This is a genomic window from Pirellulales bacterium (assembly GCA_019694435.1).
Classification (GTDB): domain Bacteria; phylum Planctomycetota; class Planctomycetia; order Pirellulales; family JAEUIK01; genus JAIBBZ01.
Genome location: JAIBBZ010000025.1, coordinates 1 through 17,342, shown reverse-complemented (window position 1 = coordinate 17,342; position 17,342 = coordinate 1). Strand labels below are relative to the sequence as shown.

The window sequence follows — 17,342 nt, the reverse complement described above, 5'->3', positions numbered from 1 at the left end:
CCGGGGGAAGTGGCGTCTCGTTGTCTGCTGCGTCGAGGGTTGCGGCGTTGGCCTTGCAGGTTCTCAAGTCGAAGCTCGACACCGGTTCGGCCCCCTACCAGGCCAACTGCGACGGCCTGCAGGCCAAATTGGCCGAACTGGAAAAGCTGCTCGCGATGGGCCGCGCCGGGGGCGGCGAGAAATACTCTTCGCGTCACAAGGCCCGTGGCAAGCTTCTGGCCCGCGAGCGGATCGAGCTGATGCTCGACCGCGATTCGCCGTTTCTCGAGCTGTCGCCGTTTGCGGCGGCCGGATCGAACTTTCATGTCGGCGCCTCGGGCGTCGGCGGCATCGGCACCGTCTGCGGCGTCGAGTGCATGCTTTCGGCCAACGATCCCACGGTCAAAGGCGGCTCGGTCAATCCCTACACGCTCAAGAAATCGCTCCGCGGCCTGGAGATCTGCCAGCGCAACCGGCTGCCGCTGATTTTCATGGTCGAGTCGGGCGGCGCCGATCTGCCGACGCAGTCGGAGATTTTTGTACCCGGGGGCGCCGTCTTTCGCGCGCTCACCCAGCTTTCCGCCTCGGGCGTGCCGACCATCGCGATGGTCTTCGGCAACTCGACGGCCGGCGGTGCGTATAACCCGGCGATGTGCGATCACGGCATCTTCGTCAAAGGTCAGGCCAAGGTGTTTCTCGGCGGCCCGCCGCTGGTCAAGATGGCCACGGGCGAAGAGTCGGACGACGAGGAGCTTGGGGGCGCAGATCTACATGCCCGCATCTCGGGCCTGGCCGAGGACCTTGCGCAAGATGAGCTCGACTGTCTGCGATTAGGACGTAAGGCGGTCGCCAATCTCAATTGGCGCAAATTGGGCGCCGCGCCCCAGTCGCCCGTTGAAGAACCGCTTTACGACCCCGAAGAATTGCTCGGGCTGGCACCGGCCGATCTGAAACAACCGGTCGACATGCGGGAAATCATCGCCCGCATCGTCGATGGCTCGAAGTTCGACGAGTTCAAGCCGCTGTACGGCACGAGCCTGCTGACCGGCTGGGCCCGGCTGCACGGTTTCCCGATCGGAATTCTCGCCAATCAGCAAGGCATTCTGTTTTCCGAGGAGTCGCAGAAGGCGGCGCAGTTCATTCAATTGGCCAACCGTTATGACACGCCGCTGATCTTTATCCAGAACGTCACTGGCTTCATGGTCGGCAAGCGCTACGAGCAAGGCGGGATCATCAAGCACGGGGCCATGATGATCAACGCTGTTTCGAACAGCGAAGTTCCGCACATCACGCTCCAGATCGGCGCTTCGTACGGCGCCGGAAACTATGGCATGTGCGGCCGGGCGTACAATCCGCGGTTCCTGTTCGTCTGGCCGAACAGCAAGACGGCCGTGATGGGACCCCAACAGTTGGCCGGCGTCATGTCGCTTGTATCGCGGGCAGCCGCCGCGGCGTCCAACAAGCCCTTCGACGAAGAGGCCGACGCCCAGCAGCGGGCCTTTGTCGAAGCGATGATCGAAAGCGAATCGCTGGCCTTGTTCAACAGCGCCAAGCTGTACGACGACGGCATCATCGATCCCCGCGACAGCCGCACGGTGCTCGGCATGGCCTTGTCGGCTTGCCATTCGGCCGAAGTCCGGGGCACGCGCAATTTCGGGGTCTTTCGCCTGTAGCCATGAGCCGTGCCCACATCGACAAAGTGCTGATCGCAAACCGCGGCGAGATTGCCCGCCGGATTCAGCGCACGTGCCGCGCGATGGGCATCTCGACCGTGGCCGTATTCTCCGAACCCGACCGCCGATCGCTGTTCGTGGCCGAGGCCGACGAGGCCGTCGCGCTGGGCGGTTCGACGCCGGCCGAATCGTACCTGCGGGTCGACGCCCTGATTGATGCCGCTCGCCGGAGCGAGGCCGACGCCATTCATCCCGGCTACGGCTTCCTGGCCGAAAATGCCGAGTTCGCCCGGGCCGTGATCGAAGCGGGGTTGATCTTCATCGGTCCCTCGCCCGAGGCTATCGCGGCGATGGGTTCGAAGATCGAGGCCAAGCGGCGGATGCAGGCCGCCGGCGTACCGATTCTGGGGAGCGTCGACGCCGGGGCGCGCTCGGCGCAGCAATTGCTCGCCGAGGCGGAAAAGCTCGGCTATCCCCTGCTCGTCAAGGCCTCGGCCGGCGGCGGTGGGCGCGGCATGCGGATCGTCTCGCGCGCCGAAGACTTCCCCGCGGCGCTCGAGGCCGCCCGGCTCGAGGCCAAGAACGCCTTTGGCGACGACGCGGTGTTTCTCGAGCCCTACGTCGAATCGTCGCGTCACGTCGAAATTCAAATTTTCGGCGATCAGCACGGCAACGTGATCTCGCTGTTCGAACGCGAGTGCTCGATTCAGCGGCGCCATCAAAAGATCATCGAAGAATCGCCTTCGCCAGCGGTCGACGAGGCGCTGCGCCGCACGATGGGCGAAGCCGCCGTGCAGGCCGGCCGGGCAATCAAGTACGTCGGCGCCGGCACTGTCGAGTTCCTGCTCACCCCCCAGGGCAAGTTCTACTTCCTCGAAGTCAACACCCGGCTGCAGGTCGAGCATCCCGTGACGGAAATGATCACGGGGCTCGATCTGGTGCGGTTGCAGATTCTTGCCGCCCGCGGCGAACCGCTCCCACCCGAGGCCACCGGCGCCCAGATCCAGGGCCACGCGATCGAGGTGCGGCTCTGTGCCGAAGATCCGCGCAATATCTTCCTTCCGGTCACCGGACGGCTGCAGCGATTCCAGATCGAGCCGGCTGCCGACGTGCGGGTCGAAACCGGCGTGGCCGACGGTGCCGAGGTCAGCCCGTTTTACGATTCGATGCTGGCCAAGGTGATCGTCCACGCGCCCACGCGCGCCGATGCCGCCCGCCGCCTCGCGTCGGTGCTAGCCCGCGCGCAACTCCACGGCCTGCGCACCAACCGCGAATTGCTCGTGCGCACGCTGCAGCACAACGAGTTCCTCGCCGGGCAGACCGACACCCACTTCCTGCTGCGTCATCCGCCGGCCGAATTGGGCCGCCCGTTGTCCGATGCCCGGACCGAACACCTGCACGCCGCGGCCGCCGCGCTGGCCGCACAAGCCGAGCGCCGAGCCGCAGCGCCGACCCTCGGCAGCATCCCCTCGGGCTGGCGCAACAACCCCTCGCAACTGCAAGAAACTCGCTATCGCGGCGAGTCCGGCGAAATTGTCGTGGGCTACGAGTTCCGGCGCGGGCGGTTGCGCCTGATGGTCGCGGGCGAAGAGCTACCGGCGCCTCGGCTGGGCCACTGCACGGCCACGCAGGTCACCCTCGAAATCGACGGCATCCAGCGCACCTACGCCGTCCACCGCGTCGGCATGGTATCGTACGTCGATAGCCCGCTGGGCGCGACCGAGCTGGTCGAGCTGCCGCGCTACCCCGAGCCGGGCGAAGAGGTCATCGCCGGGTCGCTCGTGGCGCCCCTGCCGGGACTGGTGGCCGAGGTGAAAGTGGCCGTGGACCAGCTCGTCGCCAGTGGTGAAACATTGCTGGTGATCGAGTCGATGAAAATGCTCCACCCCATCACGGCGCCCGCCGCCGGCCGGGTGGTCGAGGTCCGCGTTACCGCCAAGGCGCAGGTCGACGCCGGCGCCGTGCTCGTGGTGATCGACGAACAGGCCGAAACCTGAGCGTCGCCCCTGCCGCCGGGGAGCGCCGATTCGTTCACAGGGCGAATTTTGTCTGAGGTGATTTTGCCATGGCCGACGTTTGTCGCATTGCCAATTGTTCCGGGTTCTACGGCGACCGCCTGGCCGCGGCCAAGGAAATGCTCACCGGCGGTCCAATCGATTTCTTGACCGGCGACTATCTGGCCGAGCTGACGATGCTCATCCTCTGGAAGTCGCGGCTCAAGGATTCCTCGCGCGGCTACGCCACGACGTTTCTCAAGCAGATGGAAGAGTGCCTCGGCCTGGCCGTCGAACGCGGCGTTAAGGTCGTCACCGACGCCGGTGGCTTGAATCCCGCGGGGCTGGCCGCCGAGCTGCGCAAGCTGGCCGATAAGCTCGGCATCAAGGTCAACATCGCTCACATCGAAGGCGACGATCTGCTGCCCCGGCTCGACGAGCTGCAAAAGACCGGGCTCCCCTTGCGACATCTCGACACCGGACAGCCACTCGCGCAGTTGCAGGCCGCGCCGCTGTCGGCCAACGCCTATCTCGGCGCCTGGGGCATCGTCGACGCGCTCGACCGCGGCGCACAGATCGTGGTTTGCCCGCGCGTGACCGATGCCTCGCTGGTCGTCGGTCCGGCGGCCTGGCGATTCGGCTGGAAACGCGACGACTGGGACCGCCTGGCCGGCGCCGTCGCTGTGGGGCACGTGATTGAATGCGGCGCCCAGTGCACCGGCGGCAATTACGCCTTTTTCCAGGAAGTGCCCGGCCTCGAACATCCTGGCTTCCCGCTGGTCGAAATGCACGCGGACGGCAGCGGCGTGATCACCAAGCACCCGGGCACCGGCGGCTTGGTCTCGGTGGGCACGGTCACGGCACAGCTGCTGTACGAAATCGACGGCCCGCGCTATTTCAATCCCGACGTCGTCGCGCGCTTCGACACGATCCAGCTCGAGCAGCAAGGGCCCGACCGCGTGCTGCTCTCGGGCGTGCGAGGCGAACCGGCCACGAACCAGGTCAAAGTCTGCATCAACTACTTGGGCGGCTACCGCAACACGATGACCTTCGTGCTGACGGGCCTCGACATCGAAGAAAAGGCCCGCCTGGTCGAGCGCACGCTGACCGCGGCCCTCGGCGGCCGCGAACGGTTCGCCGCGCTCGATTTCGACCTGATCCGCTTCGATGCGCCCGACGCCAACACCAACGCCGAGGCCAGCGCCTTGCTGCGCGTCTCGGCCAAGGGCATGGACGAGCGATTGATCGGCCGCGCGTTCTCGGGCCCGATCATCGAGATGGCCCTGGCGAGCTACCCGGGTTTCTATTGCACCACGCCGCCGACCGACGCGACTCCCTACGGCGTCTACTGGCCGACGCTCGTGCCGGCCGACGTGCCGAAGCAGGAAGTCGTGCTGGCCGACGGCAAGCGTGTGCCTATCGCCCCGACGCCTGGCGTCGCCACGTCGCCCAACAGCCCTGGCCCCGCACCCCAAGACGAATCGACCGGAGCCGAATTGGGGCCGACGCAACGGCTGCCGCTGGGAACCGCGATCGGCGCTCGCTCGGGCGACAAAGGGGGCAACGCGAACGTCGGCCTCTGGGCTCGCAGCGATGCCGGCTATCGCTGGCTGTCCAGCTACCTGACGATCGAGCGCTTTCGGCAGCTCCTGCCCGAGGCAGCACCGCTGCGCGTTGACCGCTACGAGTTCCCCCACTTGCGGGCCGTCAATTTTGTCGTCGTCGGCCTGCTGGGCGAGGGCGTCTCGTCGAGCACCCGCTTCGATCCACAGGCCAAGAGCCTGGGCGAATACCTCCGCTCGCGAATCGTCGACCTGCCCGAGGCGCTGCTGAGCGACGCCGTAGGGTGATCGCCACCGGGCTGGCAAGCATCGTCGCCGGCTTATTGAGCCTCGATGGTTAATTCCGGCCGCGTGGTTTGGATCCGCGCAACGGTCGTCTTCGATGTCCCCGTGCCCCGCAGGACCAACTTCTTCAGCGACGGCATCCGGCTGAACGCATCGAGTTCGAGGTGCGCGAGCGGGCAGGCTGTGATCGAAAGCTCCTGCAAGGTCTCCAGCGCTGCCAGGGCCGTCACGTCCGACTGATCGAGCTCGCGGTTGCCAATCTCGAGCGATCGCAAGCCTTTGAGGCGGCGAATCTCCGTCAACGGGAGGTTCGCTCGAAATATGCTGAGACCCACGAGTCCATGGGACTCGAACAGCCTGCGCATCGTGTCATCCGCGAGTTCCATGCGGATCATTCTCAAGTCCCGCAGTGCAGGCGGCAGCTTCCAATCGCTCTCGGAAAACCTGCATGCCTCCAGCGTCAGGGATCCCCGGAAATCGACCAGGCCCGCCAGTGCATCGTCCTTCAAATCACAATCGCGTAGCGCCAAGGCGCAGGCCGGGTAACCACGGGTCAAACTGTCGATGGCCGCGCGATCGACGCGGCATGCGGCCAAGGCCAACTCGTGAATCGCAGGAAACGATTGACGCGTCGTCGGCTGCCATGTCGAGAGATCGGCGTCTGCCAAGGTCAGCTTGCGCAGCCGGGATAGGTCGCGCAAGAACTCCAAACCGGGGCCCTTGATCGCCGCAGACTCGATGAACAATTCCTGCAATTCCGGAAGTTTCGCCACCGCCTGTAACCCTTGATCGCTGACGCCGACATCGTGCAGGCGCAATACCTTGAGCATCCGGCAGCGCGACCAGCGTTTAACGACCGCGTCGTCGACCATTTTGCCCGTGGCTTCGATCGACTGCGTCTCGGGCAGGGCGCCAACGGCCACCAACACATCCTGCGGCGCGCCGACGTGAAAGATCACCCTGCCGCAAGAATCCAAGGCCCCCGGGGCGGCAGCAGCGGCGAACCGGACTCGCAAGCGTAGCGGGAGCAAACGCAAAAAGTCGAGCGGTCGCTCCGTTTGGACGGCGATGTTCGCGCCGCCCACCTTGCCCACAGTGCCGCCCTGCTGTACTGCCCAGGTAGAGCGCGTCCCTAGCGGGCCACCATGCTTCGCCGCAAGGCCCGGCGGTGGAGTCCTCGAAACGCTGGCCCAGCCTGAGAGCGTTTCGTATGCGGCCTGCCGCCTGCGCAGCCCCCTGAGTTCATGCGCCAGCGACAACGCCACGACCGTCGTCAGAATGAGCACCGAGCGCAAGCTGAAGCGCAGCCACGCGCGCCAGCTCTGCCAGATTCGCCCCATGACCGTTGCCCTCGAACACGGCCGCAACTGCTGCGTGAATAATCTAACTCACGATCCACTTCGGCTTGCGTTTCTCCATGAAGGCCATGATGCCTTCGGCCAGCTCTTCGCTTTCCCAGCAGTCGGCCAGGCGCGCGGCCGTGTAGGGAATGTTCTCGGACGTGCCGTGCGTGCTGACGAATTCGATCAGCCGCTTGGCAGCGGCCACGGCGCCGGGCGCGCAACGCAGCAGTGCCGCCAGTTCGGCTTCGACCGCCGCGTCGAGCTGCTCCGGCTCGACCGCCGCGGCCAGCAGGCCCAGCCGCGCGGCCATCGCCCCGTCCATCTCCGTGGCATTGAGCATCACGCGCCGAGCATTGGGCACGCCCAGCCGCGCAACGACATAGGGCGAGATCGTCGCCGGGATGAGTCCGAGCCGGACTTCGGTCAGGCAGAATTTGGCGGTCGTGACGCCGATCGCCAGGTCGCACACCGAAATCAGCCCGACGCCGCCGCCAAATGCCGAGCCATTGATCCGCCCGATGATCGGCTTCGGCAGGCTGTTGATCTCGGCCAGCATCTCGGCCAACTCGGTGGCGTCAGCCATCCGCTCGTCGCGCGTCCGCTGCACCTGCGTGGCCATGCCCTTCAGATCGCCGCCCGCGCAGAACACCTCGCCCGTGGCCGTCAGCACGATGGCTCGCACCTGGGAATCGGCCGCCAGCTCGCGCGCCGCCGTGCGCAGCTCGCCGATCATCGCCTGCGACATGGCGTTGCGGGCGTCGGGCCGGTTGAGGGCCAATCGGGCCACGCCCCGGGGATCGATGTCTACGGCAATCGTTTCAAAGCGACTCACGACGGCAACCCTCCCAACAAATGATTTCCCGGCAACTCCGGCACCCATCATACCGTCGGCCGCCGCGCTGCGCGAGGCCGCGCCGAGGTTAGGATAATGTCTCTCGCGGTGCTGCCCGACAAGTTCGAGCGAAGCACCGACCGGGAGTCTCCTGGAGGAGCACGTTATGCCTTACCGTACCGAGTTTCCGCGCCGAACGGTCCGTGGTTTCCTCGCCTGGCTGGTCCTCGCCGGGTGCTGGTGCGCCGCGCTGCGCGCCGCCGATCCCGCCACCAGCGAACCCAGCGTCTGCGAGGCCTGGGCCGCGGAGATTCACGGCGCCAGCTTCGAACAGCTTTCGCCGGCGGTGGTTGAAAAGCTCAAGCTGACCGTGGCCGATTGTGTCGGCGTGCTGGCGCACACCAGACAATTAGACGAAGTGCAGCGCTACGCCGGGGCAATTCTTGCCGGGGGCCGGGCTGAAGCCACAGAGCTCGTCGGCGGCACCCGGGTGCCCACGGGGCAGGCCGCCGCCATCAATGCGTTTGCAATCCACGGCCACGAGATCGACGACAGCAACCTGCGCAGCTCGCTACGGGCCTCTTGCATCGCCGTGCCTGGCGCCTTGGCCGCGGCCGAACGGGCTCAGACGACCGGGCGCGAGTTGTTCACCGCGCTGGCCATCTCGTTTGGCGTGAGCGATCGCTTGGGCTTTGTGTTGAATCATCAACCCGAGGGCGAGTTGCATGCCAAGGGGTGGATGCCTTCGAGCGTCTGCGGCGGCGTCGGCGCGGCGGCGGCCGTGGCTCGACTCGAAGGACAATCGACCGCACAAATCGCCTCGGCCCTGGGTCTGGCCGCCAGCGGTGCCAACGGCACGTTTCAATACTACCGCGATGGTAGCGACGAAAAGCGGATTCACGTTGCCCGGTCGCAGTGGCTGGCCGTCGAAAGCGCCGCGTTGGCGCGGGCCGGTTTTCAAGGGGCGCACCACGCCCTCGAGGGCGAAGCGGGCCTGTTGGCGGTGCTGGGCTTTACCGATCGAGCGGACGAGCTGCGAGCGCCGCTGATGGCCTGGGAAGGCGTGCTGCACGTCAAGCCAAAGTTCTTCGCCTGCTCACAGGGCGTGATCCCCTGGCTGGAGATCTTGCAAACGCTCCAACGCGCCACGCCGTTCGGGGCCGAACAGGTGCGCACCATCACGATTCACACGACCCAGCCGGCCAGTAGCCTGTACATCAAGAAGATCAACGCATACCGCGCGCCGGCCAGCACCGTCGAGGCGCAGCTCAATGTGAATCTCGGCGTCGCCTTGTTCCTGGTGCGCGGCGATGCCTATCTCGACGATTACCATCCGGAGCATTGGAACGCCGATGCCGTGCAGCAATTGGCCCGACTCGTGCGCGCAACGACCGATCCCCAACACAACGGATTGCTCGAGGTCGAACTAAGGGACGGGCGAACGCTCGCCGGCCGCTACGACCCGGCGATCCTACTGGCCCCCTATGCACCCGATGCGGGCGCGTATCGCCGGAAGTTCGATCGACTGACGTCCGGTTACTCGGCCGCGGCGCGCGAGGCGCTGTGGCAACACGCCTTGGCGTTGGTCGATGCACCGCGCGTCGAGCCTTGGGTCGCCCGACTTATCGAACTGCTGGACGTCCGCCAGTAATGCGCCCGGCAAGCCGCCGGTACATGCAATTCGGCGTGCAGCGGCAGGTCATCTTCGCGATGCCTTGCCCCGCGGCCGGCAGGAAAACACGCAACATCATCGCGCCGCTGCTTGACACGCGCGGGCCGCTGCTCTTAGGCTGCCGCGCGGGTTACCCTTGACACGCTCGCTGCATACGGTGCGTGCGGTCGATGGCCTCCTCAACCGACGCTGCTTTACGCTCCACGCTACCCCATGCTCATTCAAGAACAGGCCTTCGACGGCCACCACGACCGGTTGAATCTGGCCAGCGGACCGAAGCACGGACCGCCGCTGCTCTTATTGCACGGAATCGGCCGGCGTTGGCAGGACTTTGTGCCGCTGCTGGCCGGCCTGTTGCCGCGTTGGCAGATCCACGCTCTCGATTTTCGCGGCCACGGCCATTCGACGCGGGCCACTTCGTACCTGGTCGTCGATTACGTCGACGATGCGCTGGCCGCGCTCCGCCAGGGCGGCTACCCGGCGGTCGTCTACGGTCATTCGCTCGGCGCGCTGGTCGCCATGGCGGTCGCGGCAAGGCGCCCCGAGCAGGTCGCGGCCCTCGTGCTCGAAGACCCACCACTGGCGGCCCTGGGAGACGATCTGGCGAACTGGCCTTTCGTGCCCCAATTCGCCGCGATCCAGCGGCTGCTACTCAAGCGGCCACCGGCGCAGCAGCTCGCTCAGCGGCTGGCGGATTTGCGCTTTGCCGCGCCCAATGGACAAGGCGAGATCCGGCTCGGCGATGTGCGCGACGCGCTGACGTTGCGCTTCATGGCGCGGTGCCTGGCCCAGGTCGATCCGGCCGTTTACACGCCGCTCGTCGAAGCGACCTGGCAGCGCGGCTACGATCGCTCGGCCGTCATCGCGGCGGTCAAATGCCCCGTGCTGCTCTTGCGCGGCAAACCCGAGCTAGGCGGCATGCTGTCGCACGCCGAGGCGGACGAATTGGCAACCTCCTTGCACGATTGCACGGTCGTCGATTTTCCCGGCTCGGGGCATTTGATTCACTGGACCGAGACCGAGTCGGTCCAGCGCACCGTGCACGCCTTGATCGAAGCCGTCCGAGCCTAGGTTCTGGAGCAACGGGCCACGCCATGCGAACCGCCAAGGGAACAACCGTCGTTCGAGCCCTCCAGTTGGTCGACGGAACGGGCAATGCTCCCGTTCGCGATGCGGCACTGGTGATTCGCGACGGGCGAATCGTCTATGCCGGTCCGCGCGCGGCGGCCCCGCCCACGCCGCCTGAGGCCGCGACGATCGAAGCCCCCGAGGGGACCGTGCTCCCCGGGCTGGTCGAGGCACACTTTCATCCGACATATTTCAACGTGGCCGAGCTGGCCGACTTGGATATCAAGTACCCCGTCGAATACGTCACCTTGTTGGCCGCGGCCAACGCACGCCTGGTGCTGGAATGCGGATACACGGCCGCGCGCAGCGGCGGCAGCCTGCACAATATCGACGTCTGGTTGAAGAGGGCGATCGAGGAGGACCTTTGCCCGGGGCCCCGTTTGGCCGCCAGCGGTCGAGAGATTTGCGGCGCCGGCGGGTTGATGGATTGGAACCCGGACCATCTGCAGCTGGGCATGGAAGGGCTGGTGATCCTGATCAATGGTCCGAACGAGGGCCGCAAGGCCGTGCGTAAGCTGGTCAAGGATGGTGTCGAATGGATCAAGACCTATCCGACTGGCGACGCGGCGGCGCCCGATTCGGCCGATCACCATACGCTGTGCATGACGCTCGAAGAGATGACTGCCGTGGTCAGCGAGGCGCACAATTACCACCGCAAGGTCACCGGACATTGCCGTGCCACGGAGGGCATCAAGAACGCCCTGCGTGCCGGCTTCGACACGCTCGAACACGGCACGTTCATGGACCAAGAAGCACTCGACATGCTGCTCGCGCGGCAGACGCCTGTCGTGCCTGCATTGCAATTCGAACAGGCCAGCATCGACCGAGGTCCCGACTTCGGCATGTCGCAGCGCGTTGTCGACGGCCACCGGGAAACACTTGAAGGAGGCATCGCCAGCGCACAGCTCATCCTGCGTGCCGGCGGCTGCCTGGGCATGGGCGGCGATTATGGCTTTGCCTGGAACCCGCACGGGACGTATGCCAAGGAGCTGACCTTCTTCGTCGAGCGGGTCGGCTTTTCACCGCTCGAAGTGATTACCTGCGCGACGCGTAATGGCGCCGCGATCATGGGCCGGCTGGACGAATTCGGTACGCTCGAATCGGGTAAGCTGGGTGACTGCCTCGTCGTCGATGGCGACGTCCTGGCCGATATCCGCTTGCTCGAAGATCGCACGCGATTCGTGGCCGTGCTCCAGGGCGGCATCGTCAAGGCAGGCCAGCTTGCCCACCGCTAGCGTGCGCGCCTACTGTCCGCAACCGAGAGGGGGCCGTACGTGAACCATGTGCCTGATTTTTCAATCGCCTCGCTGGGCCGATGCAAGCATCCATCGCCGATCGTGGCCGGCGGCACCGACACGGCGCGCGCCTGCTATTTCGTCGGCGACGACGAGCGGATCTTGTTCGACGATCATGTCACCGCGGCTACGACGCCCGAGGCGATCGCCGAACGCCCGACCATCGAACTAGCGGGCCCACGCGAAGCGATCTATTTCGATCCAGCGCATACCCGGATCGGCATCGTCACCTGCGGTGGCCTGTGTCCGGGTCTGAATAACGTCGTCCGGGGGCTGGTGACGGTGGCCCACTATCGCTACGGCGTCCGCGAGTGCCTCGGTTTTCGTTACGGCTACCAGGGGCTGACGCGCGCCCATCGCGGCGAAGCCCTGCGGCTGACGGTACACGACGTCAGCGAGATTCATCTTCGCGGCGGAACGCTGTTGTCGTCGTCGCGCGGGCCCCAGGAGCCTGCCGAGATGGTCGACTGCCTCGTCGACCTGGGGGTCAACGTCCTGTTCACCATCGGCGGCGACGGCACCCTGCGCGGCGCGCTGGCGATCGCCGCTGAAGTCGCCCGGCGCGGGCTGCCGATTGCGGTGGTCGGCGTCCCCAAGACGATCGACAACGACATCATGTACCTCGACCAGAGCTTTGGCTTTGGCACCGCTTATGAACAGGCCGTCGACGTGATCGTCGGGGCACACAACGAGGCCACGGGCGCCCCCAACGGCGTCGGCCTGGTCAAGTTGATGGGACGGCACTCAGGATTCATCGCCTGCCTGGCGACCCTGGCCACGAGCCATGTGAATTTCACGCTGATCCCCGAGGTACCGCTACAGCTCGATGGTCCGCGCGGATTCCTGCACTCTCTCGGAACGCGTCTCGAACGGCGAGGACATGCCGTGGTGGTCGTGGCCGAAGGCGCAGGACAAAACATCTGGAGCGACAGCCCGGCACGCCATGACGCTTCGGGCAACGTCAAGCTGCACGACGTCGGCCCCTTTCTGGCCGACGCCATTCGCGATCACTTCAAGCAACTCGGCCGGGAGGTCAACCTCAAGTATCTCGACCCGAGCTACATGATCCGTAGCCAGCCGGCCAACGCCACCGACGGCGTCTACTGCTGGCGGCTGGCCCAAAACGCCGTCCATGCGGCGATGGCCGGGAAGACGGCCATGGTCGTCGGGCAATGGCACGAGCGCTACGTACACCTGCCCATGCAGGCCGTGATTGCCGCACGCAGGCGCGTCGAACCAGAAGGCGATCTCTGGCTCAGCGTGCTCGAATCGACGGGCCAGCCGCATTCGTGGACATGAAGCGTCGCCCGGCCGGCGCCGCTCTGAGCGACTGGGTTGGCGCCGCTCAGGGCGACTGGGCTGGCGCGTGGAGGCGACGCAGCACGGCTTCGACGTTGGCCCTGAGCGCCGATGGTGTGGGCACGCTCAGGCTGCCGCCCGGAAAGCTCAGCTTCAAGGCTTCGCCGGCGGCACCCTCGAACCGGTAGCCCGCAAGATCGTCCCAGGGCCAGAATTGCAGACTGTGATGGGCGATGCCTTGGGTGCCGATGGTCCAGCGCCCCCATCGAACGCCCAGCCGGTAGGCCACGATCAGGCTGACGAGCAACACCAACGCCAGCGGACCGCGCGACAGCGCGACCAGATCGAAATCCTTCTGGCCTGCCTGCACCGCAAAGCTGATCGCCAGCAGCACGAGTGGACCCCAATGCAACGCCTGGCCGAGCCGCGTTTGCGGCGTCTCGGCGATCACGTCGCCCACCTGGCGCCGGACCGCGATTCCCAGCGCGGTAAGGATCCACACGATCATCGTGAGGAGAATCGTCAAGATTTCGATCGGACCGATCGGACCAATGAAGAAGTCGCCGGGCATCATGGCTGCGTAGTCCCTCGCGTCGCGGGGTTGGCCGCCCGCGGCGCCGGCGCCAAGATGGCCAGCACGACGAGACGATCACGACCCGTGTTTCGGATGCCGTGCGGTACGCCCTCGGGCGCCACAAGCATCAGCCCCGGCCGCAAATCCAGTTCGCGGTCCTCGAGCAGGAACAGGCCGTTGCCTGCCAAGACGTGATACACCTTGTCCTGTCCGGCATGGGCATGCAGGGCATGTTCCTGGCCCGGCTCGAAGCAATTCAGCCCGACCAAGAGCCGGGGCGACTCGAACAGCGTTGCCTTGCCCATCTTTTCCGGGAGAAATTCGGCCCGCGCTTCGGGCTGGAACGAACAGGGATGCACCAGAGGTTCGGGCATGGAGTTTTTCGCAAGACCGGATGACAGGGGCCGAAAACGCCCTATTCTAGAGGCGCGGTGCCGGCTGCCTAGGCCGCGACGATCCGTGTTGCCAGATCCGCTTGCCACGCTGTTTGGTCGGCCGGCAAGATAGCGGCAGCAAGATTCGCAGGCGCCCGCCGAATGCATTCCCAGGCGTCTGCCCGTCGCCCCACGCAAGCTGCCCGAGGAACCCCATGCCGGCCGATCCTGCCTGGTACTACGCTCAGGGAAACAATTCCGTAGGCCCGATGTCGCTCGACGAGCTTGTCGCGCGATTGCCCCAAGCGCAAGGGCCGCAAACGCTGGTCTACGGCCCCGGCGTGAACAGTTGGATCGAGGCCCGCCACGTGCAGGCCATCGTCGAGCGAATGAGCGGTGGCGCGGCGCCACCGCCTCCTCCCTCGGGGCGCCGTGCCGACGAGATCGACTACGAGCTGTTCGGCCAGGAGATGCAATACGTCGAGATCACGCTCGACCCTGGCGAGATGGTCACGGCCGAGTCGGGCGGCATGATGTACATGTCGCCGGGGATCAGGATGCAAACGGTCTTCGGCGATCCGTCGGCGCAAGCGACAGGCTTCTTGGGCAAAGTGATGTCGGCCGGCAAGCGCATCCTGACCGGCGAATCGCTGTTCATGACCACGTTTTACAACGAGGGCTCGCGCCGCGAGCAGGTGGCATTCGCCGCGCCCTATCCCGGGTCGATCCTACCGCTCGACCTGAGCCAGATGGGCGGCGAGTTGATTTGCCAGAAAGACTCTTTCTTGTGCGCCGCGCGCGGCGTGCAGATCGGCATCGCCTTCCAGAAGAAGATTCTCGCCGGCCTGTTCGGCGGTGAAGGGTTCATCATGCAGCGCCTGACCGGCGACGGCCTGGTCATGGTCCATGCCGGCGGCGCGTTGATGCGGCGGACCCTGGCTCCCGGCGAGACCATGCGCGTCGACACCGGTTGCATCGTCGCCTTGCGACCCAGCGTGACCTACGACATCCAGCTCACCGGCGGCGTGCGCAACACCTTGTTCGGCGGCGAAGGCCTGTTCCTGGCCACCTTGACCGGTCCCGGCGAAATCTGGCTGCAATCGCTCCCCTTTGCCCGGTTGGCTGGCCGCATTCTGGCCAATGCCCCGGCGCCCGGCCGATCCGGACGCGAAGAGGGCTCGGTGCTCGGCGGATTCGGGCGGCTGCTCGACGGCGACAATTCATGACGCCGGACGACGGCCTCGCCTGAACCCGCATGAATCTTCGGCTGACCACACTGCTCGATACGTCGGCCCCGCGCGCATGGGACGCGCTGCTTTGCATCGAAACGTTTACCGAAGTGACGCGCGGATTGCTCGGCTTTCGCGTGCTCGAGGGACCGCCACCCACCGGAAACTGGGAACCCGGCGCACGCTGGGAATTGCGAATTTATCTCGCTGGCTTGCTACCAGCGTGGCGCCATGAGCTGTCGATCATCGCGATCGATCCCGGCACGCTGACGATGCGAACACGCGAGCGCGGCGGCCCGCTGCGCGTGTGGAACCACACCCTGCACCTCGCGCCGATCGACGAGCAGCGCTGTCGCTATACCGACGAGGTCGAGATCGACGCGGGCCTGATGACGCCTTTGGCCTGGCTGATAGCGTCGGTCTTCTTTCGCTACCGGCAGTGGCGCTGGCGCCGGCTCGCCCGCCGGCTTGCCGCGACAGCCGTCTAAGGCGCTACCGGCGCGCGGCCGGGCATTACGGCTTGCCGCCACCCTGCGGCTGCAGAGTTTGCAGGTAGGCGTAAAGATCAGCCAACTCCTGGTCGCTCGCCTGGTCGAGCAGACCCTCGGGCATGAACGACCGGCCCGACGGTTCGAGTTGTACGAGATCGCTACCGTCGATGCGCACGGTCGTGGCGGCCCCGGTTCGCAGCAACGTCCCCTCGGGCGACTCGTAGACGATCATTCCCTGATGAATCTGGCCGGAGCGCGTGACGGCGAGCGTCGCCTCGTACTGCGGCGAAAACGCGCGGTTCGGAGCCACGATTGCCAGGAACAGATCCTCGCGCGTCAGACGCGCGGTCACGCCGGTCAGGTCCGGGCCCAGCCGGTCGGCGCCCGCGTGACAACCGGCGCACGATTTTCGCTCGTACGCGACCCGCCCACGAGCAACGTCTGCCGTCTCCCAGGGCGCACTGGCAAGGCGCACCGCCCAATCGGCGCCGGCGCCGCGTTGCTTCTGCCGCTGGGCATCCTCGGGATAGGCCTGTTCGTACCAGGCGAAACAGGGGGCATAGGCCCGCTGCAAATCCTGGTCTGCGGCATCGATGCCGAACGACTGCCCAGCCAGCCGTTCAAGCGCTACGACAAGCGCCGCGCACGCCTCACGTTCGACGCTGGCCTTGGCACGCTCTTGCTCCGCTCCGCCGGACGATCGCACGCGACGGTCGAGCGCGCCGACCAGCGCGGTCGCTTCGTCGGCCGCAGCCTGCGCGTCGTCCAGCTGATTCGGCATCGCCGCCAGGGCCTCGGCCACGCGGCGCACGACCCCGGCGTCGGTCGACGACAGCGCTTCGAGCAATCGCGGGCGATCGGCGCCCTGGACATACGCCGCCAGGGCGATCGCCACGGCGTCACGGGCCGAGTTGCGGTCCCAGAAGATCCGCAAGGCGCGCAGCGCCGCGCCGTCGTCGAGGCTGCGGGCAAGCTGCACGATCTCGGGCGTAATCCGGGTTTCGCCCGCATCGTCCCGAATCAGCCGAGCAACGATCTTATCCGCCGCGACCCGACGGAGTTTTGCGTCGAGTGGCTCGGCATACAGCGCATGCTCCGCGGCGCCAAACTCCGGGCGATCGACCACTGTCGGCGCAAGCGCCGGGTCGAGTTCGACGAGTCGCGCAAAAACCCCGCCGACCCAGGCGGGCCATTCGCGACTGGGCACGCCGCCCACCGCGGCCAGCTTCGCGTGCAGCCCCACCAGCGCCGCGGCGATCTGGGAGCGTGTCGTGTCGTTGTCGGCGCCCGTGATACACGCGAGCACCGTCAGAAAATGGACGTCGTCGACCAGGTCGCCGTCCGGCGTCAGCAGGTCGGCCACGTTTTTCCGCGCCAAGGAACTCGCTGCCGGCAGCATGGCCAGCAACCGCGCCAGCTCGCGCCGTAGCTCGGGCTCGGTGGTCGCCAGCTCGCCGGCAATTCGGTCGGCGACAGGCTCGCGCAAATGCCACTCGATTTGCCCAGGAAAAAGCGCCGTATAGCCGGGCAGTACCTCGCGGCGCTGCGACGTCAAAAACACGTCTCCGAGCACCCGCTGCATCACGCGCACCGCATCGAGGCGCCGCGCAGG

General features: G+C 66.3%; 14 protein-coding genes. 9 read left to right on the top strand and 5 right to left on the bottom strand.

The genetic code is table 11. The features are described from left to right. Positions 1-20: 20 nt before the first annotated feature. The 3 genes from K1X74_16970 (at position 21) to K1X74_16960 (ending at position 5,496) form a co-directional block, all read left to right on the top strand. Positions 21-1,652, top strand: coding sequence for an acyl-CoA carboxylase subunit beta (locus K1X74_16970; GenBank protein ID MBX7168030.1), 1,632 nt, complete (start codon positions 21-23; stop codon positions 1,650-1,652). Between the two features lie 2 nt (positions 1,653-1,654). Further along, positions 1,655-3,649 (top strand): ATP-grasp domain-containing protein, encoded by a 1,995-nt coding sequence (locus K1X74_16965; protein ID MBX7168029.1) that lies wholly within the window; start codon positions 1,655-1,657, stop codon positions 3,647-3,649. Between the two features lie 68 nt (positions 3,650-3,717). Continuing rightward, entirely contained in the window at positions 3,718-5,496 is a 1,779-nt protein-coding gene (locus K1X74_16960) for a DUF1446 domain-containing protein (GenBank protein ID MBX7168028.1), read from the top strand. 32 nt (positions 5,497-5,528) lie between these two features. On the opposite strand, the gene K1X74_16955 is transcribed toward K1X74_16960, so the two are convergent. Continuing rightward, positions 5,529-6,833, bottom strand: coding sequence for a hypothetical protein (locus K1X74_16955; protein MBX7168027.1), 1,305 nt, complete (start codon positions 6,831-6,833; stop codon positions 5,529-5,531). A 43-nt stretch (positions 6,834-6,876) separates the two neighbouring features. Then, positions 6,877-7,668: a crotonase/enoyl-CoA hydratase family protein gene (locus K1X74_16950; protein MBX7168026.1), complete on the bottom strand. Its 792-nt coding sequence runs from the start codon at positions 7,666-7,668 to the stop codon at positions 6,877-6,879. Positions 7,669-7,834: 166 nt separating this feature from the next. Here K1X74_16950 and K1X74_16945 point away from each other — a divergent pair, with 166 nt between their 5' ends. The 4 genes from K1X74_16945 to K1X74_16930 all read left to right on the top strand — a co-directional run bounded on the left by K1X74_16945 (position 7,835) and on the right by K1X74_16930 (position 13,062). Next, positions 7,835-9,319, top strand: coding sequence for an MmgE/PrpD family protein (locus K1X74_16945; protein ID MBX7168025.1), 1,485 nt, complete (start codon positions 7,835-7,837; stop codon positions 9,317-9,319). 234 nt (positions 9,320-9,553) lie between these two features. Further along, complete coding sequence (locus K1X74_16940) at positions 9,554-10,411, top strand: alpha/beta hydrolase (protein ID MBX7168024.1); 858 nt, start codon at positions 9,554-9,556, stop codon at positions 10,409-10,411. Positions 10,412-10,434: 23 nt separating this feature from the next. Continuing rightward, positions 10,435-11,703, top strand: a complete 1,269-nt coding sequence (locus K1X74_16935; GenBank protein ID MBX7168023.1) for an amidohydrolase family protein — start codon at positions 10,435-10,437, stop codon at positions 11,701-11,703. Positions 11,704-11,742: 39 nt separating this feature from the next. Further along, positions 11,743-13,062, top strand: a complete 1,320-nt coding sequence (locus tag K1X74_16930) for an ATP-dependent 6-phosphofructokinase (protein ID MBX7168022.1) — start codon at positions 11,743-11,745, stop codon at positions 13,060-13,062. 46 nt (positions 13,063-13,108) lie between these two features. On the opposite strand, the gene K1X74_16925 is transcribed toward K1X74_16930, so the two are convergent. After that, positions 13,109-13,636, bottom strand: coding sequence for a hypothetical protein (locus K1X74_16925; GenBank protein MBX7168021.1), 528 nt, complete (start codon positions 13,634-13,636; stop codon positions 13,109-13,111). Further along, positions 13,633-14,010, bottom strand: coding sequence for a cupin domain-containing protein (locus K1X74_16920; GenBank protein MBX7168020.1), 378 nt, complete (start codon positions 14,008-14,010; stop codon positions 13,633-13,635). The genes K1X74_16925 and K1X74_16920 overlap by 4 nt, the downstream gene beginning before the upstream one ends. Positions 14,011-14,225: 215 nt before the next feature. Here K1X74_16920 and K1X74_16915 point away from each other — a divergent pair, with 215 nt between their 5' ends. Together K1X74_16915 and K1X74_16910 are read left to right on the top strand one after the other, a co-directional pair. Further along, the gene (locus K1X74_16915; protein MBX7168019.1) at positions 14,226-15,236 is read left to right on the top strand and encodes a TIGR00266 family protein; all 1,011 of its coding nucleotides are present in this window, start codon (positions 14,226-14,228) and stop codon (positions 15,234-15,236) included. A 29-nt stretch (positions 15,237-15,265) separates the two neighbouring features. Beyond that, positions 15,266-15,727: a hypothetical protein gene (locus tag K1X74_16910; GenBank protein ID MBX7168018.1), complete on the top strand. Its 462-nt coding sequence runs from the start codon at positions 15,266-15,268 to the stop codon at positions 15,725-15,727. A gap of 25 nt (positions 15,728-15,752) precedes the next feature. Here the strand turns inward: K1X74_16910 and K1X74_16905 are convergent. Further along, positions 15,753-17,342, bottom strand: a 1,590-nt coding sequence (locus tag K1X74_16905) for a c-type cytochrome (GenBank protein ID MBX7168017.1), incomplete at its 5' end; no start/stop codon positions are given.